The organism is Kaistia dalseonensis (genome assembly GCF_030814715.1).
Taxonomy (GTDB): Bacteria; Pseudomonadota; Alphaproteobacteria; order Rhizobiales; family Kaistiaceae; genus Kaistia; species Kaistia dalseonensis.
The window spans coordinates 270,845-294,501 of record NZ_JAUSVO010000002.1; the positions used below are offsets into that span (position 1 = coordinate 270,845).

Genomic DNA, 23,657 nt, shown 5'->3' on the forward strand with positions numbered 1-23,657 from the left:
ATCCGAATCCGGCTAACGATCCGCCTCGCGAAGTCTGTAGCCGACTCCGGTTTCGGTGCGGATATAATGTGGCTGCTCGGGGTTGTCCTCGAGCTTCTGCCTGAGTTGGCGGACATAGACGCGCAGATATTGCGGGTCCTGCGCATTGCCCCAGACCTCGTGCAGCAGATGGCGGTGCGTCAGAACCTTGCCGGCATGCTGCACCAGGGCGCGCAGGATTTCATATTCCTTCGGCGAGAGCTTCACCTCCTGCCCGCGCAGCCTGACGATCCGGCGCACCAGATCGACCGAGAGATCGCCGCTGACGAAGAGCGGCTTTTCGCCCTGCTGCTGCAGTCGATGGCGCAGCGCCACGCGGAGCCGCGCGATCAGTTCGTTGATGCCGAACGGCTTCGTCACATAATCGTCGGCACCGAGATCGAGCGCTTCGACGATGCCCGTCTCGTCGGTGCGGCTGGAGAGGATCACAACCGGGATCACGAGGCCTGCGGCGCGCCATTCGATGAGCAGGTCGCGGCCGCTGCCATCGGGCAGGCCGAGATCGAGGATGACGAGATCGGGCGCGTCGCGGACGACAGCGGTCCGCGCCTCCGCGAGCGTCGCCGCCTCGACAATCTCATAACCCTGCGTCGAAAGCCCGGCGCGCAGCAGCCGGCGGATCGCCGGCTCGTCGTCAACCACGAGGATCCTGGCGACCGGCGCGTTCATGCCGCCTCCCCGACTTTCGCCGCCTCGTCGGGCACCGGCAACAGCACGGTGAACACCGCGCCGCTGCGATCATTGCGGTTCGACGCCATCACCATTCCACCCATGGCCTCGACGAAGCCACGCGCAATCGAGAGGCCGAGCCCGGTGCCGGCGCGGACATTGTCGCCCTTTCGCACGCGATAGAACTTGTCGAAGATCCGCTCCATATCGTCTGCGGGCAATCCCGGTCCCTCGTCGATGATCTGCAGCGTCACGCGGTCGCCGCGCTGCCAGGCTTCGAGCCGGATGGTCGAACCGGCCGGCGTATATTTGGCGGCATTGTCGATCAGGTTGAAGAGCGCCTGCTCGAACAGCACCGGATCGACCCGCACCATCGGCAATCCCGGCTGCACGCGGACATCGACGCTGTGCCGGGCGAGGATCTTCGCCGCACGCCGCAACACCGTGCCGACGACCTCACTGACATCGATCAACGTCAGATTGGGTTCGACGGCGCCCGATTCGAGCCGCGTCATGTCGAGCAGATTGGCGATGAAGCGGTTCAGCCGTTCCGATTCGTCCATGATGGAGCCGATCAGTTCCGCCTTGGTCGGCTCGTCGAGGGCGGCGGAGAGATCGCGCAGCGTGCCGGCGGCGCCCATGATCGAGGCGAGCGGCGTCTTCAGATCATGCGAGATCGATGTCAGGAGCGCCGAGCGCAGACGGTCGGTCTCGGCCGAGCGCTGGGCGCGGTCGATATCCTCGACAAGGAAGACACGTTCGATCGCCAGCGCCGCCTGATCGGCGAGCGCATCGAGGAGCCGGCTTTCCTCCGGCGCCAGGATCGGCCCGGCCTTGTCCTCGCTCGAGATGCCGATGGCGCCGATGGCGCCGCGACCGGTGCGCATCGGCAGGAAAAGCCATTTGGCCCCCGGCAGCGTATCGGCGCCGCGACCGGCCGGCTGGTTGTTCTCGAACGCCCATTTGGCCGCCGCGACATCGGCCTGGTCGAGCTTGTCCTCCGGCGGATAGCCCGCGCGCACCCCGAACTCGCCATCATGCGAGAGCAGCAGGACGACGCGCACCTTGAGCATGGCCGCGATCTGGTAGGCTGTCGCCCAGAGCACATCGTCGATCGTGCCGACGCCGGCCAATTTGCGGCTGAAGGAATAGAGCTGCTCGGTGGTGCGCGCCCGGCCGCGCGCCGAGATCGCCTGCGCCCGCACCCGCGCGGCGAGGTTGGAAACGATGAAGGTCACCAGTGTGAAGATGAAGAGCGCCGCGACATTGGTCGGGTCAGCGATGGTGAAGGTGTAGGTCGGCGGCAGGAAGAAGAAATTGTAGCAGAGCGAAGCGGCCACCATCGCGACCAGCGCCGGCCCGAGCCCGAAACGCGAGGCCACGGCGATGATGCCGACGAGGAAGATCAGGTCGACATTCTCGATGCCGACCGAAGGCTGGATCAGCTTGCTAATCCCCAGTGAGATCGCGACCGCGACGAGCGCGATGGCATAGGGCAGCGGCTTGACCGGTTCGCGCACCGTCGCCGGCCGCCGCCCGGTCGTGGCAGTGTCGGGCAGCGTCTCGCCGGCGATGACATGGACGCTGATCGAGCCGGCGCGGCGCACCAGCTCGTGCACGACGGAACCATTGATGAGCTCGAACCAGCGCGAGCGGTCCGTCTTGCCGATGACGATGTGATTGACGTTCTCCGTGCGCGCATAGGCGAGCACTTCATCGGCAATGCGCCGGTCGCCACCGGGGATCGAGGCGGATTGTCCACCCAGATGCTCGGCGAGCCGCAGCGTCTCGGCGATCCGGTCGCGCTCCGCCTCGGTGAGCTGGAGGCTGCGCCGGGTCTCGATATAGAGCGCGACGAAGGGCGCGTGCAGCCGATCGGCGAGGCGCTTGGCATAGCGCACCAGCGCCGGCGAGCGCGGATCCTCGCTGACGCAGACCAGAACGCGCTCACCCGCCGCCCAAGGCCCGGCGATGGCGTGGCTCTGCATGTGCGAGAGCAGTTGCGCATCGACGCGCTGGGCCGTGCGGCGCAGCGCCAGTTCCCGGAGCGCGGTCAGGTTACCGGCTTGAAAGAAATGCTCGATCGCGCGCTTCGCCGTATGCGCGAGATAGATCTTGCCCTCCTGCAGCCGCTCGATCAGGTCGGCGGGCGAGAGATCGACCACCTCGATATCGTCGGCGCTGTCGAGCACCGAATCCGGCACGGTCTCGCGCACGCGGATGCGGGTGATCTGCGCCACGACATCGTTCAGGCTCTCGACATGCTGGATGTTGAGCGTCGTATAGACGTCGATGCCGGCGGCGAGCAGCTCCTCGACATCCATGTAGCGCTTGGGATGCCGGCTTTCAGGCGCATTGGTGTGGGCGAGTTCGTCGACGAGCACCAGTTCCGGCCGCCGCGCCAGGATCGCATCGAGGTCCATCTCGTCGAGGACCTGGCCCTTGTGGTCGACCCGGCGGCGCGGAATGATCTCGAAGCCCTCGACCAGGGCTTCCGTCTCCTTGCGGCCATGCGTCTCGACGACGCCGACCACCACATCGGCCCCGGAGGTGAGCCGTGCCCGGCCGGATTGCAGCATCTCATAGGTCTTGCCGACGCCCGGCGCGGCACCCAGAAAGATCTTCAGCCGGCCGCGCTCCTCGCGCCTGGCGGCGTCGAGAAGCGCATCCGGCGAAGGTCGCTTGTCGTCCCGGGTCGAGCTGTCGCTCATTCCGTGGTGTACCCAATTCTTGCTGTCATAAAAGACGCGTTGTCCGCTGCAGTATAGCCGTCATGGCCGCGCCCCGTCGCGGCCATCCACGACTTGCTGGCGCAGACGGGTCCAGCTGCCGGGAAAGCGTGGATGCCCGGGACAAGCCCGGGCATGACGGAATTTGAATGCCTTTCTCAAAGCAGTCTCCCACGGCAGAAAGCAAACCGCCTCGCGCAGCCACTCAACCCGCCGCCAGCTTGTCCAGCGCAAGGTTGAGTTCCAGCACGTTGACGCGCGGCTCGCCGAGAATGCCGAAGAGGCGGCCTTCGACATGCTGGCTGACGAGTGCGGCGACGCGATCCTCCGGCAGGTTACGCGCCTTGGCGACGCGCGGCACCTGGAAGGCTGCCGCCTCCGGCGTGATGTGCGGGTCGAGGCCGCTGCCGGTCGTGGTCACAAGATCCATCGGGACGGGTGCGTTCGGATTCTCGGCCTTCAGCGTCGCCGCATCGGTTTTGATCCGGTCGATCAGCGCCGGGTTGCTCGGCCCGAGATTGGAACCCATCGAGTTCGCCGCATTATAGGGCTGGGCGACCGACTTGGACGGATCAGCCGGGTCTGGGCCGGTCGTCGCCGACGGACGGCCGTGGAAATAGCCGGGGCTCGCGAAATACTGGCCGATCAACGCGGAGCCGACGATCTTGCCGTCCCTCTCGATCACGCTGCCATTGGCCTGCGCGGGGAAGATCGCCTGCGAGACCGAGGTCATCGCGAGGGGGTAGAGAAGCCCGGTGATGGCGGTCATGGCGACGATCATCACAAGGGCGGGACGAAGCTGTTTCAACATGGTCTTGGTCCTCAGGCGAGGCCGAGCGCGGTGACGATCATGTCGATCGCCTTGATGCCGACGAAGGGCACCACGATACCGCCCAGGCCATAGATCACGAGATTGCGACGGAGCAGCGAGGCGGCTCCCACCGCGTGATAGGTGACACCGCGCAGCGCCAGCGGGATCAGCCCGATGATGATCAGCGCGTTGAAGATGATCGCCGACAGGATGGCGCTCTGCGGCGTCGACAGGCCCATGACGTTGAGCGCGCCGAGCTGCGGGTAGAAGGCGACGAACATGGCCGGGATGATCGCGAAATATTTCGCGATATCGTTGGCGATCGAAAACGTCGTCAGCGCGCCGCGCGTCATCAGCAATTGCTTGCCGATCTCGACGATCTCGATGAGCTTGGTCGGATCGCTGTCGAGATCGACCATGTTGCCGGCTTCGCGGGCCGCGACCGTACCGGTGTTCATCGCCACGCCGACATCGGCCTGGGCCAGCGCCGGCGCGTCATTGGTGCCGTCGCCGCACATGGCGACGAGCTTGCCCTTGGCCTGCTCCTCGCGGATCAGCGCCAGCTTGTTCTCCGGCGTGGCCTGGGCGAGGAAATCATCCACGCCGGCTTCCGCCGCGATCGCCGCCGCGGTCATCGGATTGTCGCCGGTGATCATGACGGTGCGGATGCCCATGCGGCGCAGTTCCGCGAAGCGCTCCTTGATGCCGCCCTTGACGATATCCTTCAGGTGCACGACGCCGAGCAGGCGGCCGTCGCGGGCAACCGCGAGCGGCGTGCCGCCCGACTTGCCGATCTCTTCGGCAATGGACTGGATCTCGCGCACCAGCTCGCGGCTGGCGCCCGACTGCGGCGCGCTGCTCCCGTCAAAGGGCAGCGTGTCGATATAGGCGAGGATCGAATCGACCGCGCCCTTGCGGATCGAGGACCCGTCGACATCGACGCCGCTCATGCGCGTCTGTGCCGTGAAGGGCACGAAGCTCGCATGGAGCGAGGCCATGTCGCGGCCGCGAATGCCGTATTTCTCCTTGGCGAGCACGACGATCGAGCGGCCTTCCGGCGTCTCGTCGGCGAGCGAGGCGAGTTGGGCGGCATCGGCCAGTTGCTCGGCCGAGACGCCGCGCACCGGGCGGAACTCGGTCGCCTGGCGATTGCCGAGCGTGATCGTACCGGTCTTGTCGAGCAGCAGCGTGTCAACGTCGCCCGCCGCTTCCACCGCACGGCCGGACATGGCGAGCACATTGAAGCGCACGAGCCGATCCATGCCGGCGATGCCGATCGCGGAGAGGAGCGCGCCGATCGTGGTCGGGATCAGGGTGACGAAGAGCGCGACCAGCACGAGGATCGAGATCGAGCCGCCGGCATAGGCGGCAAAACTCGGGATCGTCGCCGTGGCGAAAACGAAGATCAGCGTCATGCCGGCGAGCAGGATATTGAGCGCGATCTCGTTCGGCGTCTTCTGGCGCGAGGCGCCCTCGACCAGGGAGATCATGCGGTCGAGGAAGGTAGAGCCCGCCGCCGCCGTGATGCGCACGCGCATCCAGTCCGAGAGCACCTGCGTACCGCCCGTCACCGCCGAGCGATCGCCACCGGATTCACGGATCACCGGCGCGGATTCGCCCGTGATCGCCGCCTCGTTGACCGAGGCGACACCCTCGATGACCTCGCCATCGGAAGGAATGATGTCGCCGGATTCGACCAGGACGATATCGCCGACCTTGAGGCTGTTGCCGGGGACCATCCTGTAGATGGCGAGGTCGGCGGTGGGGCCTGCGAGCAGCTTCGCCTGCGTCTCGGTCCGCGTGCGGCGGAGCGCTTCGGCCTGCGCCTTGCCGCGCCCTTCGGCGACGGCTTCGGCGAAGTTCGCGAAGAGCACGGTGAACCAGAGCCAGACATTGACCTGGAACGAGAAGCCGAGGCCACCGCGCCCCGTGGCGAGATCGCGGAGGAACAGGATGGTGGTCAGGAGGGAGACTACCGCCACCACGAAGATGATGGGGTTCTTGATGAGGATGCGGGGGTCGAGCTTCCGGAAGGAGGCGCCGACCGCCGGCACGAGGATGCGAGCGTCATAAATGCTCGCTGATCTGATCTGGCTCATGGGATGATCCCGTAATGATCCGGTCGGCCGACTAGACGGCGAGAGCCGGAAAGAGCGTGGCGATGAGGTAGAGGAGGCCGGCCGCCACGGAGAGCGTGGCGAGCATCACGATGAGGACGTCGGAGGCGCGTGGCGGGTCCGATGTCTCCTGGACCCGGGCATCGACCCGGATCCGCCTCTTCTGCAGATAGAGGTCCATCTCAGCCTCCCGCACCGAAGGTCTGGCCGGAGGCGATCGCGAAATGCTCGACGATCGGGCCGACGGCCAGCGCCGGGAAGAAGGTCAGTCCGCCGACGATGACGATGGCGCCGACGAGCAGGCCGACGAAGAGCCCGCCATGGGTCGGCAGCGTGCCGGCCGAGCTCGGCACCGTCTTCTTGGCCGCGAGCGATCCGGCAATGGCGATGGCCGGGACGATCATCAGGAAGCGGCCCATCAGCATGGTGATGCCCAGCGTGATGTTGTACCAGTCGGTATTGCCGGTGAGCCCGCCAAAGGCCGAGCCGTTATTGGCTGCCGCCGAGGTATAGGCGTAGAGGATTTCAGAAAATCCATGCGGCCCGGGATTGGCGATCGACGCGACGCTCAACGGCATGACCACCGCGATCGCCGTGAAGCCGAGCATGCCGAGCGGCAGGACCAGGAGGGCGAGCAGCGCCATCTTGACCTCCTTCGCCTCGATCTTCTTGCCGAGATATTCGGGCGTGCGCCCGACCATCAGGCCGGCGATGAAGATCGCGATGATGACGAAGAGCAGGATGCCGTAGAAGCCCGCGCCGACGCCGCCGACGATGATCTCGCCGAGTTCCATGTTGATCAGCGGGATCATGCCGCCGAGCGCCGTGAAGCTGTCATGCATGGCGTTGACCGCACCGCAGGAGGCGGCCGTCGTGATCACCGCGAAGAGCGCCGACATGGAGATGCCGAAGCGGACTTCCTTGCCTTCCATGTTGCCGCCATCGATGCCGAGCGCATGGACCAGCGGATTGCCGGAGGCTTCGGCCCAGTAGCAGACGATGACGCCGGCGAGGAAGAGGACGCCCATCGCCGAGAAGATCGCCCAGCCCTGGCGCTGGTCGCCGACCATGCGGCCGAAGACGTTGGTCAGCGCCGCGCCGATCGCGAAGATCGAGATCATCTGGATCATGTTGGAGAGCGCGGTCGGGTTCTCGAACGGATGCGCCGCATTGGCGTTCATGAAGCCGCCGCCATTGGTGCCGAGCATCTTGATCGCGATCTGCGAGGCCATCGGGCCGGCCGCGATGGTCTGCCTGGCGCCTTCCAGCGTCGTCGCCTCGATATAGCTGCCGAGCGTCTGCGGGATGCCCTGCCAGACGAGGAACAGCGTGAAGAGGATCGAGATCGGCAGGAGCAGGTAGAGCGTCGCGCGGGTCAGGTCGACCCAGAAATTGCCGATGCCGCGGGCCGAGTGGCGAGCGAAGCCGCGGATCAGCGCGATGGCGAGCGCGATGCCCGTGGCGGCCGAGACGAAGTTCTGGACCGCGAGGCCGGCCATCTGCACGAGATAGGACATCGTGCTTTCGCCGCCATAGTTCTGCCAGTTCGTATTCGTCACGAAGCTCGCCGCCGTGTTGAAGGCGAGTTGCGGCGGCACGTTCGACATGCCGATCGGATTATAGGGCAGCGACGCCTGGAAGCGTTGCAGCAGATAGAGGACGACGAAGCCGGCCAGGTTGAAGAGCAGCATGGCGCCGACATAGGTCAGCCAGTGCTGATCCTCCCGGTCGCTGGTGCCGGCGAGCTTGTAGAGCCCGGCTTCGACGGGCCTGAGCACGGGCGAGAGAAAGGTCCGCTCGCCGGAAAAGACGCGCGCCATGTACCAGCCGAGCGGCTTCACGAGCGCGATGACGACCACGCAGAAGAGCGCGATCTGGATCCAACCGTTCAAGGTCATGATGAAAGGCCTCTCAGAACCGCTCGGGGCGGATCAGGGCATAGGTGAGATAGACGAGCAGGATGAGCGTGACGCCGCCGCCGAGCACATAATCGAGAAGCATGGCAGCCTCCCTAGAGCCGGTCGCAGACGAGGCTGTACAGAGCGGCGACGGCAAAGAAGCCGAGGCCGATCGCCAGCATGACGATATCGAGCATGGGAGCACTCCTGGATCGGGCGGCCGGGACCGGCACGCCGCAACAGACGACGAGCCGGACCCCATGCGGGACCCGGCTTCGGTGCTGAAGATCGTCAGAAGCGCATAAGGGATCGAGACGGCGGCAAAGCTGGCCGTATTAAAATCTCATAGGGATGAAGAGCTATCGCCTCCCCTTCCTTCTCCTCTCCCGCTTGCGGGGGAGGCCGGGAGGGGGCCCGCCGCATCGGCCGACGGAGCTTGCGCGCCCCCTCTCCCACTCTCCCCCGCTGCGCGGGAGAGAGGGCTGGCTGGTGCCTTTCCCAGTCGTCTATCCCGCCCGGCTCCCTCTTCCTTCTCCTCTCCCGCTTGCGAGGGAGGTCGGGAGGGGGCCCGCCGCACCGCCGACGGAGCTTGCGCGCCCCCTCTCCCACTCTCCCCCGCTACGCGGGAGAGAGGGCTGACGGCGCGTATCCGCGGGCCTGAGTTCGGCCGCTTACAACGCCTGCAGGAAAGCCCTGGACGCCTTGGTGTGTTCGAAGATCAGTTCGCCCACGTCGACGCCCTTTGGAGCGCCGTCCTCGACCTGCCAGCCGCCCCGGATCATCACGCGGTCGGCGCTCTGCGCGGCGCAGTAGACCAGCGCCGCGAGCGGGTCGCCCGCGCCGGAAAAGCGCAGTTCATCGACGGTATAGAAGGCGAGGTCGGCCTGCTTGCCGACCGCGATCGTGCCGATATCCGTGCGCCCGAGGCAGCGTGCCGAGCCCTCCGTGCCCCAGCGCAGCGCGTCGAGATGGCTGACATCGGCCGGGTCGTAGGTGAGCCGGTTCAGGAGCATCGCCTGGCGAACCTCGCCCATCGCATTGGAGCAGTCATTCGCCGCCGATGCATCGGCACCGAGGCCGATGGCGCAGCCCGCCGCCTCGAGCTCATTGGTGCGGCAGCGGCCGGCGCCCAACATCATGCTGGAGGTCGGGCAATGGCAGACGCCGACGCCGTGGCGCCCGAGCTTGGCGATCTCGGCATCGTCGAGATGGATCGCATGCGCGAGCCAGAGCCGGTCGTTGATCCAGCCCAGTTCCTCCATCCGGTCGATCGGCCCGCAGCCATAGAGCTCGAACGAGGCGGGGACCTCCGCCGCGCGCTCGGAAAGATGCGTATGCAGCCGGCAATCGAGCCGCGCCGCCAGGGCGGCCGTTTCGCGCATCAGCGTCTCGCTGACCGTGAACATCGAATCCGGCGCCAGCGCGACCTGCACCATCGAGCCCTCGGACCGGTCATTGTAGCGGCGGATGACGCGCTCGCTGTCGGTGAGGATCGTATCGATCGACTGGACGACGTTTTCCGGCGCCAGCATGCCGTCCTTGACCGAGAGATCGCGCGAGCCGCGCACCAGCGTGAGCCGCATGCCGAGCTTCTCCGCCTCCTCGGCCTGGATGTCCATCGCATCCTCGAGCCCAACCGCGAACATCGCATGGTGGTCGGCCGCCGTGGTGCAACCCGACAGCAGCAATTCGGTCAACGCCATGCGGCAGGCGAGGCGGAAATTCTCCGGATTGAGCTTCGCCGCCCAGAGCGGATAGAGCCCTTCGAGCCAGGGCATCAGCGATTTGTTGATGCCCTTCGGGTGTGTCCGAGTCAGGTTCGAATAGAAATGATGGTGCGCATTGACGAGGCCTGGCGTCACGACATGGCGCGAGGCATCGAAGATCGCATGCACCGGGTGCGCCGGCTCGGCGCCGCCCGGCACCAGCTCCGCGATCCGGCCATCCTCGACCACGATCCCGCCCTCGGCGCCCTCCGCCATCACCGCGAGCGGCGTCTTGACCCAAAGCCGCTCCGGCGCCGAACCCTGTGCATTCTGCATCGATCATCATCCCGCTAAAGGGTTGCGCGTCACGCAATCAAGATTGAGGCTGGTGCGTTGCGACCATGGCAACACCCCGGAGAGACTATTGGTGATATCGATCCGCGACAACGCCGATGCTCTCAACGCCGACACTGGAAGGACAAGACATGCTGCCCTCGCGCTATTGGTGGGATCTGACGACCGCGGAATTCTCGAAGCTCGACATGTCGAAGGTCGTCGCCCTGCAGCCGGTCGGTGCGATCGAGCAGCACGGCCCCCATCTTCCCGTGCGCGTCGACGCCGCCATCAATGCGGGCATCGTCCAGCGCGCGATCGACCAGATGCCGGACGATCTGCAGGTGCTGGTGCTGCCGGCCATGCCGATCGGCAAATCAAACGAACATCTCGCCTTCCCCGGCACCCTCAGCTTCTCCTATGAGACGCTGGCGCGGCTCTGGTTCGAGATCGGCGAGAGCGTCAACCGCGCCGGCTGCCGCAAGATCGTGTTCTTCAATTCCCATGGCGGCCAGCCGCAGGTGATGGACATCGTCTGCCGCGAACTGCGCGTGAAGCTCGACATGTTCGCCGTCGCCTCGACCTGGTTCGGCATGACGGATCTGACGGATCTCTTCTCTGAGGCCGAGCACCGCCACGGCATCCATGGCGGCGAGATCGAGACGAGCCTGATGCTCGACCTCCACCCCGACCTCGTGAAGATGGATCTCGCCGAGAATTTCGTGCCGCTCTCCGTCGCGCTCGAAAAGACCAATGAGGTGCTGATCCCCTATGGCAAGGTCGACTATGGCTGGCAGGCGCAGGACGTGCAGCCAACGGGCGCGATGGGCAATGCGAGCGCCGCCGATCCCGCGCGCGGCAAGATCGCCGTCGATCGCGCCGCCGCCCTCCTCGTCAAGCTGCTGACCGAGGTAGCCGCCTTCCCGCTGTCGCACATCACCCAGAAGACCGCCTATTCGGCCGACTGAGGCGCACGGGGAAAAACCGTTTCGCGGCCTATGGTTAACCCGCCCTTAAGCGCCAGCCGGCCAGATTGCCCCTGACATCGGCAGCGTCCGCCTCTCGCGCGGGCGCGCCGGACCAAAGCGGTCGGGCAGGCAGGGACAGGCAATTGGCAAGGTTGGACGGAAGCGGCGCGGCATGGGCCCTGACGGAATGGCGCCCAGGCTCGATCGGCCTCGCGGCGCTCGCGCTCGCCCTGCTCTCCTCCACCGCGCATGCCCAGAGCGTCTGGATTGCTCCGGGCCAGGCGGATTGGGCGATCGACGCCAACTGGAACCCGGCCGCCGTCCCGACGGCTGCGAGCGACGTCGTCATCGACAATAATGGCGAAGCGCAGATCACCGCGCCCGGCGCCACCGCCCGGGCGATCACGCTCGGCACCACGACCGGTACGGGAACGCTGACCATCACGCAAAGCGCCGTCGGCGGCACGCTCGTCTCGGCCAGCGCGGTGATCGGCCAGTCCGGCACAGGCGTTCTGAATGTGAGCCGCCTCGGTTCGTCCTGGACCAATAGCGGCACGGTCGTCATCGGCGATGCCGCCGGCGGCTCCGGCACGCTGACCGTCGACATGTCGGCCACCATCACCACCAATACCGACGCCGGCAGCAGCACGATCATCGGCAATGAAGCCGGCGCGACCGGTATCGCGCGCGTCGACGGCGCCGGTTCGAGCTGGACCAGCGGCGGCACGATCATCGTCGGCAATGCCGGGACGGGATCGTTGACGGTATCGAGCAGCGGCGTCGTCACCGATACCGACGCGGCCATCGGCGCGCTGGCAGGCGGGACCGGCACGGTCAAGGTCACGGGCGATGGGTCGAACTGGTCCCATACCGGCACGCTCGTCATTGGCGGCGCCGGCACGGGCGAGTTGACCATCGAGGCCATGGGCACCGTCGGCGATGCGGTTGCCACGATCGGCGAACTGGAAGGCGGCAGCGGAACCGTCAAGGCAACGGGTTCGGGCTCGGCTTGGACCACCACCGGCGCGCTGACGATCGGCGAGGCTGGCGATGGCGCACTCACCGTCGAATCCGGCGCCTCCGTGACGGCGGCGAGCGCCACGGTCGGCGCGCTCGAAGGCGGCAGCGGGACGACCAAGGTGACGGGCTCCGGTTCGAGCTGGACGACCAGCACGGAGCTGGTGCTCGGCGATGCGGGTGATGGCACGCTCACCATCGAGGCGGGCGGCGCCGTTTCGGACGCGAGTGCGGTCATCGGCAACCGGGCGTCCGGCACCGGCGCCGCCACGGTCACCGGCGCCGATTCGAGCTGGACGACGGAACAAGCACTGACGATCGGCAAGGGAGGCAACGGCGCCCTGACGGTCGAACTCGGCGGAACGGTCTCCGACGACAGCGCGACGATCGGCGCATCGGCCGGAGGCAGCGGAAGCGCGAAGGTCTCGGGCAGCGGAACGCTCTGGGAAACGGACTCAACACTGACCATTGGCGATGCCGGCGCAGGGAGCCTGACGGTCCAGGGTGGCGGCAGCGTCACGGCTGGCGAGGTGACGATCGGCGCGGCGAAATCCGGCGCCGGCAGCGCCATCGTTTCGGGCGACGGGTCCTCGCTCACGATGGACGGCCTGCTAACGCTCGGCGCCGATGGCGACGGCGCCCTCACCATCGCCGCCGGCGGCATGGTCACGAGCGCCGATGCGACCTTGGGCGCCAATACCGGCGGAACCGGCGCAGCCTCGATATCCGGCGAAGGCTCGAACCTGTCGGTCGACGGCACATTGACGGTCGGTGCCGCCGGCACGGGCACGCTGGCTATCGCCGAATCGGGAACCGTCTCGAATACGGAGAGCCTTGTCGGTGCCGAGGCAGGCGGAACGGGTGTGGTCACCGTCAGCGGCGATGGTTCGCAATGGATCAATGCCGGCCAGATGACGATCGGCGCGCGCGGCGATGGCGCGCTGGAGATCGGGGCGGGCGGCACGACGACCAGCGCTTCGGCCGTCATTGGCGAGGGAGCGGGCGGGACGGGCACAGTATCGGTCAATGGCCAGGGATCGAGCCTGACCGTTGCCAACGAGCTCACGATCGGCGCCGAGGGCGACGGCACGCTTTCGATCACCAATGAGGGCGCGGTCAGCGTCGGCGGCGGCGAGGGCACGATCGTCCTTGCCGCAAGCGCCGGCAGCAGCGGCACGATCCAGATCGGCGCCGGTGCCGGCGCCGGAACGCTGCAGGCTGCCGAAATCACAGGCGGTGACGGCGAAGCGGCCGTCGTCTTCAATCACAATGAGGGCGCCTACGCATTCGCCACACGGGTGACGGGCTCGACGGCGCTCTACCAGATCGGCAACGGCACGACGGTCCTGACCGCCGCGAACCTCTATGAGGGCGTCACCGCCGTCGAGGCCGGTACGCTGCGCGCCGGTGCCGCCGCCGCGTTCAGCCCGCTTTCGGCGGTCTCGATCGCAAACGGCGCCGTTCTGGACCTCGCCGGCTACAGCCAGACGGTCGCGAGCCTCTCCAATGCCGGCACGGTCTCCGTCCTGGGAACCACGGCGGGGGCGACGCTTGCAGTCTCGGGCGACTACGTCGGCTCCGGCACGCTGACACTCGGCACCGCGCTTGGTGGCGATGCGTCGGCAACCGACCGGCTGACGGTTGCCGGCAATGTTTCCGGCGTCACGCGCCTGCAGGTCGTCAATCTCGGCGGATCGGGCGCGGCCACTCTTGGCGACGGCATCGAGCTCGTCTCGGTCGCCGGTGCATCGCCGGGCAATGCCTTCAACGCCAATCGCCTGATCGCGGGCGCCTGGGATTATCGCCTCTATCAAGGCGGTGTCGGCAGCGATGCGAACAATGGCAATTGGTATCTCCGCAGCGACCTTTCCTATGCGGCGCAGACCTATCGTGCCTATCCCGCGACGCTGCTCGCCTATGGCCGCGAGAGTATCGGCACGCTGCGCGAGCGCACGGGCGGCTGGCAGACCGGCGCCGCCATCACCAATCTGCCCGGTGGCGCCTGGGTGCGGGCGCGCGGCTCCTGGGCCGATATGAGCCCCGACGGTGGCTCGCCCTACGACCAGACAATCAAATTCGGCCAGGCCGGTGCCGAGGCCGAACTCCCCGTCAATGCCAATGGAGCGCTCTCGGCCGGACTGATGGCGACCTTCGGCCAATCGGCGACCACGGTGAGCGTGATCTCGCACGGGCAGGCAAGCAGCGGCTCGATCGACACCAACGCCTATGGCATAGGCGGCAACCTGACCTGGCGCGGCAATGACGGCTTCTATGCCGATGCGGTGGCGCAGGCGACCTTCTACGACACCGACGTTGCCACCAACGAGATCGGCACGCTGGTCTCCGGCGCCAGCGCCACAGGCGCAGCGGCCAGCCTCGAGATCGGCCGCGCCTTCCCGGTCGGCCAGGGCTTCACGCTCACGCCGGAGGCGCAACTCGTCTACACTTCGGTCAATTTCGATGGCTTCTCCGATCGCGACACGGTCTCGGTCAAAGGCGGCAGCGCCGACAGCCTGGTCGGCCGCGTCGGCCTCAGGGCCGAACATGCCGGCTTCGTCAGCGCCGATGCGGCCGACGCGATGCGGCTCAACGCCTATCTGATCGCCAATGTGGCTTATGCCTTCATCGGCGGGACCGATGTCATCATCGCCAACACGACCCTGTCGCAGGAGCAGACTGCGCTCGCAGGCGAACTCGGTTTGGGCGCGACGCTGACACTCGGTATGCGCTCGAGCCTCTATGGCGAACTGAGCTATGCGACGACATCGCTTTCCTCGGGCGACGATAATCTCTGGGCGGGCGGTTTCGGCTTGCGCGTACAGTGGTGAAGGCGCGAAATTCCATAGCTCAACCCACATGACGCGGCGCGCATCGCGCCATTGCGTTGCATCAGGAGAAGACCGCCATGGCAAAGGTCGAGGCAGAAATCGGCGCGGCGAACTATGCGGTGAAGATCACCGCGAGCCGACATGCGCTGGCGAGCGACGAACCGGTGGCGCGCGGCGGCCAGGATACCGGCCCGGCCCCGTATGAACTGCTGCTGGCAGGCCTCGCCTCCTGCACGATCATCACGTTGCGCATGTATGCCGAACGGAAAGGCTGGACGCTCGGCACCATCCACGCCGAACTCGAGCACACCAAGGACGGCAAGCGCTCCAAGATCACGCGGACGCTTCGCTTCGGCGCCCCCTTGAGCGACGAGCACCTGGCGCGGCTGGCTGAAATCGCCGAGAAGACCCCGGTCACGCTCACGCTCAAGGAAGGCGCCGATATCGCGACGCATATCGTTCCGCCCCACCCGGCCGAAACCGCCGAGCATCTCGATGAGCGGCTGGACGAAGCGCTGGAAGAGAGCTTTCCGGCCAGCGATCCGATCAGCGTCACCCGCGAAGAGCGCTCCTGACCGGACAGCCCGGCCGGAGATGCCGCAGAGCGGGCGCGGATATAGCGGGCGCGGATTCCTGCCGCGCCCGATCGAGGCCCTGGCCTAGAAGTGAATTCCGATGCCGGCCATGACGCCCTGCTGCGTCGTCTTGTAGACGAATCCACCGTCCGAATAGTCTTCGTAGATGGCGCGATAGCCGAGCGAGGTCGAGATCGTCTTCGACCAGTTGTAGCCCACGGCACCGAAGGCCTGCCATGTCAGGTCCGAGCCTACGCCGAACCCGCCAATATCGCCGAGCGCGTTCACGAACCACTTGTCGTTGAAATCATAGCGCACATTGAGGCCGACGGTCGGGTCGATCCACTGCTCGCTGCCGCTGGCACTGGCAGAATTGGGCAACCCCACGATCCCAAGGCCGAGATCGCCATCGAGATACATGTAGCGGAAGCCGAGTGTGCCGTTCACCGTGAGCTTGTCGACATTGATCGGCAGGCGATAGCCGACAATGCCCTGAACGATGGCCTGGTTCTGCGTGTATTCGTAGTTGAGGGGCTTGTTCCCGACCTGCCCGCTGTCACTGACCCGCGCCCAGACGAAATCCGTCAGGAACATCCAGTTGTCATTGTTGCCGCCGAATGACCCCATGAAAGCGCCATGGAGATCGCTGATCGCCTCGCTCGCCGAGACATTGACATCCACCGGACCCAATCCACGGACACCGACGTCGCCATTGATGCCGGTGGCCCAGCCATAGAGCGTCGCCTGGAACCGCCAATCATTGACCACCGGCGTCGGCGCGACCGGCGCCGGCTCGACGGAAAGATCAGCTGCCATGGCCGGCGCAGCGCCCAGCATGGCGAAGATCAGGCCGAACAATCCAAGCTTCTTCATCGTACCGTCTCCACTATCGTGCACCGCGCCACCCGGCGGGTGGCGGCGAACTCTCCCGGCGACCAGCCGAACAGATCACGACGCGCAATCAAATGACCCATCGACTCTGACAGCGGTGCAAAAAAACGACAAGCAGCGCATGAGGCGTGGATGCGTGATTTGGCCTCCAGGTGACAAGATTGCCGCGCTTTGCAAGGACGCCTTGCAATCTGCAGATGCAGGCAGCCGCCAGCAAGCGACATTGCCGGCTCTAGCATCCGCCGGCGGGCTCTTGCATCCGAACGAGTGATGCTGCACTGCATGATGCGATTCAGGCCCTCTGTCAGGAGCGAGAACCCGATGGCCAAGGCCCCCGATTTTCCGACCCGTCTGCTGCGTGGCTATGCTGCGTTTCGCGACCAGCGCCTGCCGCTTGAAAGCTCGCGCTACAAGGTGCTGGCCGAAGCCGGCCAGCGCCCGCGCACCATGATCGTCGGCTGTTGCGACAGCCGCGCCGCGCCGGAGACCATCTTCGACGCCGCGCCGGGCGAACTCTTCGTCATCCGCAACGTCGCGAACCTCGTTCCGCCCTATGATCCCGATGGCGAGTATCACGGCACCTCGGCGGCGATCGAGTTTGGCGTCATGGGGCTGAAGGTGCGCAACATCGTGGTCATGGGCCATGGTCGCTGTGGCGGCGTGCAGGCCTATATCGCGTCGCGCAATGCGCCGTCCGACAGCGCGGATCTGTCGCCGGGCGACTTCATCGGCAAGTGGATCTCCCTGATCGCGCCGGCCGAAGCGCTGGTCTGCGACGACCCGGCCGAAACGGCGGATGCCCAGCGCGCGCTCGAATTCGCCTCCGTCAGGAAGGCGATCGAAAACCTGCGCACCTTCCCGACGATCCGAAGCCTCGAAGAGATCGACGAGATCGAACTGCACGGCGCCTGGTTCGATATCTCGACCGGCGAGCTCTATGTGCTCGATCAGGCCACCGGGCGCTTCAGTGTCGCCGCGACGCCGATCGGCTGAGCCCGAACGAAAAACGGCCGCCCGAAGGCGGCCGTTTGAGAATGGCAGTCGGCCGTCGGAGGCCGCTCAGGCGGCCTTCTTGCGCGGCTGGATCAGCTTGCGGTTGATCAGCACTTCCGCGATCTGGACGGCATTCAGCGCCGCACCCTTGCGCAGATTGTCCGAAACGACCCACATGTTGAGACCGTTCTCGACCGTCGCGTCCTCGCGGATGCGCGAGATATAGGTCGCGTCCTCGCCGGTCGCCTCATAGGGGGTGATGTAGGCGTTTTCTTCCGGATTATCGATAACCAGGCAGCCCGGCGCCTCGCGCAGGATGTCACGCGCCTCATCGGCGGTGATCGGCCGCTCGAACTCGATATTGACCGATTCCGAATGCGAGACGAAGACCGGCACGCGCACGGCCGTGCAGGTCAGCTTGATCTTCGGGTCGAGGATCTTCTTCGTCTCGGCCATCACCTTCCATTCTTCCTTCGTGTAGCCATCCTCCATGAAATTATCGATGTGAGGAATGACGTTGAAGGCGATGCGCTTGGTGAACTTCTCCGAGACGACGGGATCGTTGACGAAGATGGCGCGGGTCTGCGTGAAGAGCTCGTCCATCGCTTCCTTGCCGGCGCCGGAGACGGACTGGTAGGTCGAGACGACGACACGCTTGATCTTGGCGATGTCGTGCAGCGGCTTCAGCGCGACCACGAGCTGCGCCGTCGAGCAGTTGGGATTGGCGATGATGTTCTTCTTGGAGAAGCCGACGATCGCATCGGCATTCACTTCCGGAACGATCAGCGGCACCTCGGAATCATAGCGCCAAGCCGAGGAATTATCGATCACGACCGCGCCCTGCGCGGCGATCTTCGGCGACCATTCCTTCGAGACCGTGCCGCCGGCCGACATCAGCACGATGTCCGTATCGGAGAAATCGAACTGGTCGAGCGGCTTGACCTTCAACGTGCGGTCGCCGAAGGAAACTTCCGTTCCCTGGCTGCGGCGCGAGGCGAGCGCCACGACCTCGTCGGCCGGGAAGCCGCGCTCATCCAGAATATTGAGCATTTCGCGGCCCACATTGCCCGTGGCACCGACGATTGCGATCTTGTAGCCCATCTTGTCCTGCTCCTTGTCCGTCTCTCTCCCCCTCGCCGTCCAGCACGCCCAACCGCGCGCTGGCCAGCCCCGTTTCCCTCGAGACCCCGAGGGAGAGAGCGGGGCGCAGGAAGGACGATCAGGCGGTCGTCGTGGTTTTCGACGTTTTGGTCGTGGTGGAGGTGCGCAGGCCGGCCGTATGCATCCCGGTGACGGAAGCCACCAGCTCGACTAGGATCGAAACGGCATGAGCGCGCGCAGGCATCGGAATATCCGAGTGAAATCGACGCCCTTCTGCCGCCAAAACGGCGCGAAGTCAACGGAGAATGCGGTCTTGCTCCCCACCACACGAAAGCACAGGCGCCCTAATACGGTCTTCGCCGGCCTGTTCATCGCACTGATGGCAGCACCCGCCGCCATGGCCGGCGAACGCATGCCCGAGAGCGAGATTGCCAGGACCTTCTCCGGCATCACGCTCGACGGGATCTATTCGACCGGCGCCTTCTTCACTGAAAGCTATAATGAGGACCGGAGCATCCGGTACCACGATGTGGACGGCGCGGATTCGGGCGAATGGTCGGTGCAGGACGGCAAGTTCTGCACCTTCTACGAATCCCAGCAGGGTTCATGCTTCTTCGTCGAGCGGGACGGCACGAACTGCTTCACCTTCTACGAACCCGAAGAGCCGACCGACGCCGAGCCGCCGGCCGATGGCGCGCCGACGACCGCGCCGGCGCCCAAGGCTGAAGCCGGCCCGCGGAAGGAATGGACCTCGCGCGGCTGGGACCGCAGCCACCCGCCGACCTGCCCCAAGGCGCCCGAGGTCGAGCTTTAGAGCGTTTCCGAGCGAAGCGGGTACCAGTTCGCGTGAAGGAAACGCGACAAGTCAAATAGCTGGACGTCGGCGCCCGCGCGCCGATCGGTCGGATCAGGCGATTGCCTTCCCGATCGCATCGAAGGCGGCAAGGTCCGCCGCGCCGAGCCGCCAGCCCGCGGCGGCGACATTGGCCTCGATCTGCTCCGGCTTGGTAGCGCCGGCGATCACCGATGGCACGACAGGGTGCGAGAGCAGCCAGCCAAAGGCGAGTTCGAGCAGCGTGTGCCCGCGCTCGCGGGCAAAGGCGTCGAACGCCTCGACGAGAGCGATGTTTCGCGCGGTCAGATAGCGGTCGCCGAGCCCGGTCCAGGCGCCGAAGCGGCTATCTTCCGGCTTCGCGCCGCCGCGATACTTGCCCGTGAGCAGGCCGCTGGCGAGCGGGAAGAACGGGATCAGCGCCAGCTTCTCCCGCTCGATGACCGGCAACAGACCGGCCTCGATATCGCGGACGACGAGGCTGTATTCATCCTGGCTGGTCACGAAGCCGGTCTGCCCGGCCTTGCGCGCGGCGGCCTGCGCTGCCGCCAACCCTTCGGGCGAAAAATTGGAGGCGCCGTAATAGCGGATCTTGCCGGCCTGGACGAGTTCCTCAAGCGCGCCGAGCGTCTCCTCGATCGGCGTCTCCGCGTCCGGCTCGTGCATCTGGTAGAGGTCGATATGACCGGTCTTCAGCCGCTGCAGGCTGGCATCGACCGCGCGGACAATGTAGCTGCGCGAGCCGCGCTTCGTCTCGGGCGAACCCTGGATCGGCTTGCCGAACTTCGTCGCGAGCACGATCTTGTCGCGCCGCGCGCCCAACACGTCGCCGATGACCGTTTCGGACTCGGTATCGGCATAGATATCGGCCGTGTCGAAGAAATTGATGCCCTTGTCGATGGCGGCATCGATCACGCGGCGCGAGCCGGCAGGGTCGATGCGGCCGCCGAAATTGTTGCAACCGAGCCCGATAACCGAGACCTCGAGCGTGCTCGTGCCGAGCTTGCGGGTTTCCATGGTGAGGCGTCCTTCCTGTACGGTATTGTTCCCTCCATAGTAGCGCGCGTCGCCCGGCCTGCCAGCCCCTCAGGCTGCCTTATCATCGCGGCGGCTCTCATAGACATGGTCGACGATGCCCCAGGCCTTGGCTTCTTCAGCGTCCATGAAATGGTCGCGGTCGAGCGTGCGTTCGACCTCGTCGAGCGAGCGGCCGCAATGCCGGGCATAGAGCGCGTTCAGCCGCCTCTTGGTCCGACCGATATTCTCGGCATGGCGCTCTATGTCCGAGACCACGCCCTGGAAGCCGCCCGAGGGCTGGTGCAGCATGATGCTGGAATTGGGCAGCGCGATGCGGCGGCCCGGCGCGCCGGCCATGAGCAGGAACGAGCCGGCCGAACAGGCCGAGCCCATGCAGAGCGTCGAGACCGGGCTCGATATGAACTGCATCGTGTCATAGATCGCGAAGCCGCTCGTCACCACCCCGCCCGGCGAGTTGATGTAGAGCGAAATCTCCCGGTTCGGGCTCTCCGATTCGAGAAACAGCAATTGCGCGCAGATGCTGGCCGAGACGTCGTCGTCGATCGGCCCGTTCAGGAAGATGATGCGCTCGCGCAGCATGCGGGAATAGATGTCGAACGAGCGCTCGCCGCGGCTCGACTGCTCGACCACCATAGGGACAAAGTTCATTGCCTGTTCCTTCGCATCAGGCCGCAAGACGCATCATGACGGGCAAGGCGCCCCGCGCGAGCGCGGCCCGCCGCGGCTTGCGGATGCGGCGGCGCGCAACGGCATCGAGCGGGAGGTAGACGAGGATTTCAGGCTCCAGCGCGGCGATATCGACCGGATAATCCGCCGGCACGACAAAGCCGCCATGGACGAGCCGCAGATGCGTACGGCCATCGGAGACCGGCGAGAGTTCGAAGGTCAGGACCGTATCGAGCACGCTCTCGCTCCCATCGGGATGCGTTTCGCTTCCCCGCCAGCTGAAGCTCAGCCGATGCGGCGCGTCGCTCGCGAGGATCTCGCAGGCGATCGGGCCACCCAGCTCCGCTCCGCCGGCAAGCGTGAAACGGCCGCCCTGCTCGGTCGTGATGTCGTTCGGCAGCAGCCATTGCGCCAGCAGTTCGGGCTCGGAAAGCGCGCGCCAGACCGTCTCGATCGGTGCGTCGAGATCGCATTCCAGCAGGAGCGAGACCTCCTTGCGCGCCGATGCATCTTGCTCCGTCATGGCTCCATTCCTTTCAGGACGTCCTTGAGTTTCTCGATCCGCTCCGGCCAGAAGGCGCGATAGCGGTCGACCCATTCGGCGAGCGGCGCGAGGCCGCCCGGGGTCACGCTGTAATAGGCAAAGCGCCCCTCCCGTCGCTCCGAGACCAGGCCCGCCCCCTTCAATGTGGCGAGATGCTGCGAGATCGCCGGCTGCGACACGGCGAACTTGGCCTTCAGCTCGGACACGCTCATCTCGCCCGCCGCCAGACGTTCGAACACGGCGCGACGGGTCGGATCGGCAAGGGCGCGGAAGATGTCGGGCTCGATCATGTCAACATATAAGCATTGGCTTATTTGATTCGCAAGTTTCGTTTTCGCCCGGCCGCGTGGCCTTTCTCGGCACTTTCCATTGACATAGGCTGGCGGCTCTTCCTAAATGCGAATAATTCGCATTATCAAGAACGGATCAGGATTGGGCATGCGCGTGATCGACGACGAACGGGTAGCGAGCGGCGGCTGGCGGCGGGAGCGCGGCACACCGTCTCTATCCGAGGTGCACGGCACGATCGCGGTGGCCAAGACCGGCACCAACTGGCGCAAGGCGGCCGCCTTCTTCGGCCCCGGCTATCTCGTCGCCGTCGGTTATATGGACCCCGGCAATTGGGCGACCTCGCTCGCCGGCGGCTCGAAATTCGGCTACGCGCTCCTCTTCGTCGCCCTTCTCTCCAATATCATGGCGATCATCCTGCAGGCGCTCGCGGCTAGGCTCGCCGTCGCCACCGGGCGCGACCTCGCCCAGGCCTGCCGCGACGCCTATCCCGCGCCGGTCGCCGGCGTCCTCTGGTTCCTGGCCGAGATCGCGATCTGCGCGACGGACCTTGCCGAAGTGATCGGCACGGCAATCGGCCTCAACCTGCTCTTCGGCATTCCGCTCGAGATCGGCGTGATCATCACCGCGCTCGACGTCTTCCTGGTGCTCTATCTGCAGAACAAGGGCTTCCGCTGGGTCGAGGCGCTGGTCATCACGCTTCTGGGCGTGATCGCGCTCTCCTTCCTGGTCCAGATCGTCATGGCCGACCCGAACTGGGGCGAGGTCGTTCGCGGCTTCGCGCCGAGCACGGAGCTGGTCCGCAATCCCGACATGCTCTATCTCGCGCTCGGCATCATCGGCGCCACGGTCATGCCGCATAATCTCTATCTGCACTCGGGCATCGTGCAGACCCGCGCCTATGAAACGGACGAAGCCGGCAAGCGCTCGGCGATCCGTTATGCGACGCTCGATTCGACCTTCGCGCTGATGTTCGCGCTGACGATCAACGCCTCGATCCTGATCCTGGCGGCCTCAGCCTTCCATGCGACGGGCAATCACGACGTGGTCGAGATCGACAAGGCCTATGAGTTGCTGCATCCGCTGCTGGGCTCGGCGCTCGCGCCCTCGCTCTTCGCCATCGCGCTGCTCTGCTGCGGCCTGAACTCGACCGTGACGGCGACGATGGCTGGTCAGATCGTGATGGAGGGCTTCCTCAACATCCGCCTCGCGCCCTGGCTCCGCCGCCTGATCACGCGGGGCATCGCCATCGTGCCGGCTGCGGTGGTGACCATCATCTATGGCGCGAGCGGCACGGGCAAGCTGCTGATCTTCAGCCAGGTGATCCTGAGCCTGCAACTGCCCTTCGCCGTCGTGCCGCTGGTGATGTTCACGGCCGAACGCCGCAAGATGGGCGTCTTCGTCGCCCCGCGCTGGCTGACGGCGGTGGCGGGAATCACCGCGGCCGTCATCATCGTGCTGAACCTGAAGCTGATCTACGACGTGGCGATAGGGTGAGGCACGGTTCGCCGTCAATTCGCTGGGCTAAAGCCCCAAGCGGCCACGTGATATCGGGGCTGACCACAGCCCCGATCGAAACAGTGTGGGCTCACGCACCGGATGCCGGCGCGTGAC

At 65.9% G+C, this 23,657-nt stretch carries 20 protein-coding genes; 6 read left to right on the top strand and 14 right to left on the bottom strand.

The annotated features are described in order from the left end of the window. Positions 1 to 12 precede the first annotated feature (12 nt). From QO014_RS07420 to QO014_RS07455, 8 genes are all read right to left on the bottom strand, one after another. Positions 13 to 708 (bottom strand): response regulator, encoded by a 696-nt coding sequence (locus tag QO014_RS07420; RefSeq protein ID WP_266348042.1) that lies wholly within the window; start codon positions 706 to 708, stop codon positions 13 to 15. Then, positions 705 to 3,419 (bottom strand): DUF4118 domain-containing protein, encoded by a 2,715-nt coding sequence (locus tag QO014_RS07425; protein ID WP_266348043.1) that lies wholly within the window; start codon positions 3,417 to 3,419, stop codon positions 705 to 707. The genes QO014_RS07420 and QO014_RS07425 overlap by 4 nt, the downstream gene beginning before the upstream one ends. 223 nt (positions 3,420 to 3,642) lie before the next feature. Continuing rightward, the gene (locus QO014_RS07430; RefSeq protein WP_266348044.1) at positions 3,643 to 4,248 is read right to left on the bottom strand and encodes a K(+)-transporting ATPase subunit C; all 606 of its coding nucleotides are present in this window, start codon (positions 4,246 to 4,248) and stop codon (positions 3,643 to 3,645) included. Between the two features lie 11 nt (positions 4,249 to 4,259). Next, complete coding sequence (gene kdpB / locus QO014_RS07435) at positions 4,260 to 6,347, bottom strand: potassium-transporting ATPase subunit KdpB (RefSeq protein WP_266348045.1); 2,088 nt, start codon at positions 6,345 to 6,347, stop codon at positions 4,260 to 4,262. A gap of 31 nt (positions 6,348 to 6,378) precedes the next feature. Continuing rightward, on the bottom strand, positions 6,379 to 6,546 hold the full coding sequence (locus QO014_RS07440) for a hypothetical protein (RefSeq protein WP_266348046.1): 168 nt from the start codon (positions 6,544 to 6,546) through the stop codon (positions 6,379 to 6,381). A gap of 1 nt (position 6,547) precedes the next feature. Then, entirely contained in the window at positions 6,548 to 8,263 is a 1,716-nt protein-coding gene (gene kdpA / locus QO014_RS07445; RefSeq protein WP_266348047.1) for a potassium-transporting ATPase subunit KdpA, read from the bottom strand. Between the two features lie 13 nt (positions 8,264 to 8,276). Continuing rightward, on the bottom strand, positions 8,277 to 8,366 hold the full coding sequence (locus QO014_RS07450) for a K(+)-transporting ATPase subunit F (protein ID WP_266348048.1): 90 nt from the start codon (positions 8,364 to 8,366) through the stop codon (positions 8,277 to 8,279). A gap of 568 nt (positions 8,367 to 8,934) precedes the next feature. Continuing rightward, a complete protein-coding gene (locus QO014_RS07455) occupies positions 8,935 to 10,305 on the bottom strand; it encodes an 8-oxoguanine deaminase (RefSeq protein WP_266348049.1) in 1,371 nt (456 codons plus the stop codon). A 149-nt stretch (positions 10,306 to 10,454) separates the two neighbouring features. Between QO014_RS07455 and QO014_RS07460 the strand changes: the two genes are divergently transcribed. The 3 genes from QO014_RS07460 to QO014_RS07470 all read left to right on the top strand — a co-directional run bounded on the left by QO014_RS07460 (position 10,455) and on the right by QO014_RS07470 (position 15,690). Next, a complete protein-coding gene (locus QO014_RS07460) occupies positions 10,455 to 11,270 on the top strand; it encodes a creatininase family protein (protein WP_266348050.1) in 816 nt (271 codons plus the stop codon). A gap of 143 nt (positions 11,271 to 11,413) precedes the next feature. Continuing rightward, positions 11,414 to 15,115 carry an autotransporter outer membrane beta-barrel domain-containing protein gene (locus QO014_RS07465; protein WP_266348051.1) on the top strand — a complete coding sequence of 1,234 codons (3,702 nt, stop codon included), beginning with the start codon at positions 11,414 to 11,416 and terminating at the stop codon, positions 15,113 to 15,115. 77 nt (positions 15,116 to 15,192) lie between these two features. Then, on the top strand, positions 15,193 to 15,690 hold the full coding sequence (locus tag QO014_RS07470; RefSeq protein WP_266348052.1) for an OsmC family protein: 498 nt from the start codon (positions 15,193 to 15,195) through the stop codon (positions 15,688 to 15,690). 84 nt (positions 15,691 to 15,774) lie between these two features. Here QO014_RS07470 and QO014_RS07475 read toward each other — a convergent pair whose 3' ends face one another. After that, positions 15,775 to 16,563 (bottom strand): hypothetical protein, encoded by a 789-nt coding sequence (locus tag QO014_RS07475; RefSeq protein WP_266348053.1) that lies wholly within the window; start codon positions 16,561 to 16,563, stop codon positions 15,775 to 15,777. A gap of 339 nt (positions 16,564 to 16,902) precedes the next feature. Between QO014_RS07475 and QO014_RS07480 the strand changes: the two genes are divergently transcribed. Further along, positions 16,903 to 17,574, top strand: a complete 672-nt coding sequence (locus tag QO014_RS07480; protein ID WP_266348054.1) for a carbonic anhydrase — start codon at positions 16,903 to 16,905, stop codon at positions 17,572 to 17,574. A 66-nt stretch (positions 17,575 to 17,640) separates the two neighbouring features. On the opposite strand, the gene QO014_RS07485 is transcribed toward QO014_RS07480, so the two are convergent. Beyond that, the gene (locus tag QO014_RS07485; protein ID WP_266348055.1) at positions 17,641 to 18,675 is read right to left on the bottom strand and encodes an aspartate-semialdehyde dehydrogenase; all 1,035 of its coding nucleotides are present in this window, start codon (positions 18,673 to 18,675) and stop codon (positions 17,641 to 17,643) included. A gap of 313 nt (positions 18,676 to 18,988) precedes the next feature. On the opposite strand from QO014_RS07485, the gene QO014_RS07490 reads away from it, so the two are divergent. Then, positions 18,989 to 19,489 carry a hypothetical protein gene (locus QO014_RS07490; protein ID WP_266348056.1) on the top strand — a complete coding sequence of 167 codons (501 nt, stop codon included), beginning with the start codon at positions 18,989 to 18,991 and terminating at the stop codon, positions 19,487 to 19,489. A gap of 93 nt (positions 19,490 to 19,582) precedes the next feature. Here the strand turns inward: QO014_RS07490 and QO014_RS07495 are convergent, their stop codons facing one another. From QO014_RS07495 to QO014_RS07510, 4 genes are all read right to left on the bottom strand, one after another. Beyond that, the gene (locus QO014_RS07495) at positions 19,583 to 20,524 is read right to left on the bottom strand and encodes an aldo/keto reductase (protein WP_266348057.1); all 942 of its coding nucleotides are present in this window, start codon (positions 20,522 to 20,524) and stop codon (positions 19,583 to 19,585) included. Between the two features lie 69 nt (positions 20,525 to 20,593). Further along, positions 20,594 to 21,220 carry an ATP-dependent Clp protease proteolytic subunit gene (locus QO014_RS07500; protein ID WP_266348058.1) on the bottom strand — a complete coding sequence of 209 codons (627 nt, stop codon included), beginning with the start codon at positions 21,218 to 21,220 and terminating at the stop codon, positions 20,594 to 20,596. After that, on the bottom strand, positions 21,210 to 21,734 hold the full coding sequence (locus QO014_RS07505; RefSeq protein WP_266348059.1) for an SRPBCC family protein: 525 nt from the start codon (positions 21,732 to 21,734) through the stop codon (positions 21,210 to 21,212). Before QO014_RS07505 ends, QO014_RS07500 begins: the two co-directional genes overlap by 11 nt. Beyond that, positions 21,731 to 22,045 carry an ArsR/SmtB family transcription factor gene (locus QO014_RS07510; protein WP_266348060.1) on the bottom strand — a complete coding sequence of 105 codons (315 nt, stop codon included), beginning with the start codon at positions 22,043 to 22,045 and terminating at the stop codon, positions 21,731 to 21,733. Before QO014_RS07510 ends, QO014_RS07505 begins: the two co-directional genes overlap by 4 nt. A 148-nt stretch (positions 22,046 to 22,193) precedes the next feature. Between QO014_RS07510 and QO014_RS07515 the strand changes: the two genes are divergently transcribed. After that, positions 22,194 to 23,540, top strand: a complete 1,347-nt coding sequence (locus QO014_RS07515) for an Nramp family divalent metal transporter (protein ID WP_266348061.1) — start codon at positions 22,194 to 22,196, stop codon at positions 23,538 to 23,540. Positions 23,541 to 23,657: the final 117 nt, after the last annotated feature.

Coding starts and splice junctions, on each gene's coding strand:
- QO014_RS07420 (WP_266348042.1), bottom strand. CDS start 708: ATGAACGCGCCGGTCGCCAGGATCCTCGTGGTTGACGACGAGCCGGCG.
- QO014_RS07425 (WP_266348043.1), bottom strand. CDS start 3,419: ATGAGCGACAGCTCGACCCGGGACGACAAGCGACCTTCGCCGGATGCG.
- QO014_RS07430 (WP_266348044.1), bottom strand. CDS start 4,248: ATGTTGAAACAGCTTCGTCCCGCCCTTGTGATGATCGTCGCCATGACC.
- kdpB (WP_266348045.1), bottom strand. CDS start 6,347: ATGAGCCAGATCAGATCAGCGAGCATTTATGACGCTCGCATCCTCGTG.
- QO014_RS07440 (WP_266348046.1), bottom strand. CDS start 6,546: ATGGACCTCTATCTGCAGAAGAGGCGGATCCGGGTCGATGCCCGGGTC.
- kdpA (WP_266348047.1), bottom strand. CDS start 8,263: ATGACCTTGAACGGTTGGATCCAGATCGCGCTCTTCTGCGTGGTCGTC.
- QO014_RS07450 (WP_266348048.1), bottom strand. CDS start 8,366: ATGCTTCTCGATTATGTGCTCGGCGGCGGCGTCACGCTCATCCTGCTC.
- QO014_RS07455 (WP_266348049.1), bottom strand. CDS start 10,305: ATGCAGAATGCACAGGGTTCGGCGCCGGAGCGGCTTTGGGTCAAGACG.
- QO014_RS07460 (WP_266348050.1), top strand. CDS start 10,455: ATGCTGCCCTCGCGCTATTGGTGGGATCTGACGACCGCGGAATTCTCG.
- QO014_RS07470 (WP_266348052.1), top strand. CDS start 15,193: ATGGCAAAGGTCGAGGCAGAAATCGGCGCGGCGAACTATGCGGTGAAG.
- QO014_RS07475 (WP_266348053.1), bottom strand. CDS start 16,563: ATGAAGAAGCTTGGATTGTTCGGCCTGATCTTCGCCATGCTGGGCGCT.
- QO014_RS07480 (WP_266348054.1), top strand. CDS start 16,903: ATGGCCAAGGCCCCCGATTTTCCGACCCGTCTGCTGCGTGGCTATGCT.
- QO014_RS07485 (WP_266348055.1), bottom strand. CDS start 18,675: ATGGGCTACAAGATCGCAATCGTCGGTGCCACGGGCAATGTGGGCCGC.
- QO014_RS07495 (WP_266348057.1), bottom strand. CDS start 20,524: ATGGAAACCCGCAAGCTCGGCACGAGCACGCTCGAGGTCTCGGTTATC.
- QO014_RS07505 (WP_266348059.1), bottom strand. CDS start 21,734: ATGACGGAGCAAGATGCATCGGCGCGCAAGGAGGTCTCGCTCCTGCTG.
- QO014_RS07510 (WP_266348060.1), bottom strand. CDS start 22,045: ATGATCGAGCCCGACATCTTCCGCGCCCTTGCCGATCCGACCCGTCGC.
- QO014_RS07515 (WP_266348061.1), top strand. CDS start 22,194: ATGCGCGTGATCGACGACGAACGGGTAGCGAGCGGCGGCTGGCGGCGG.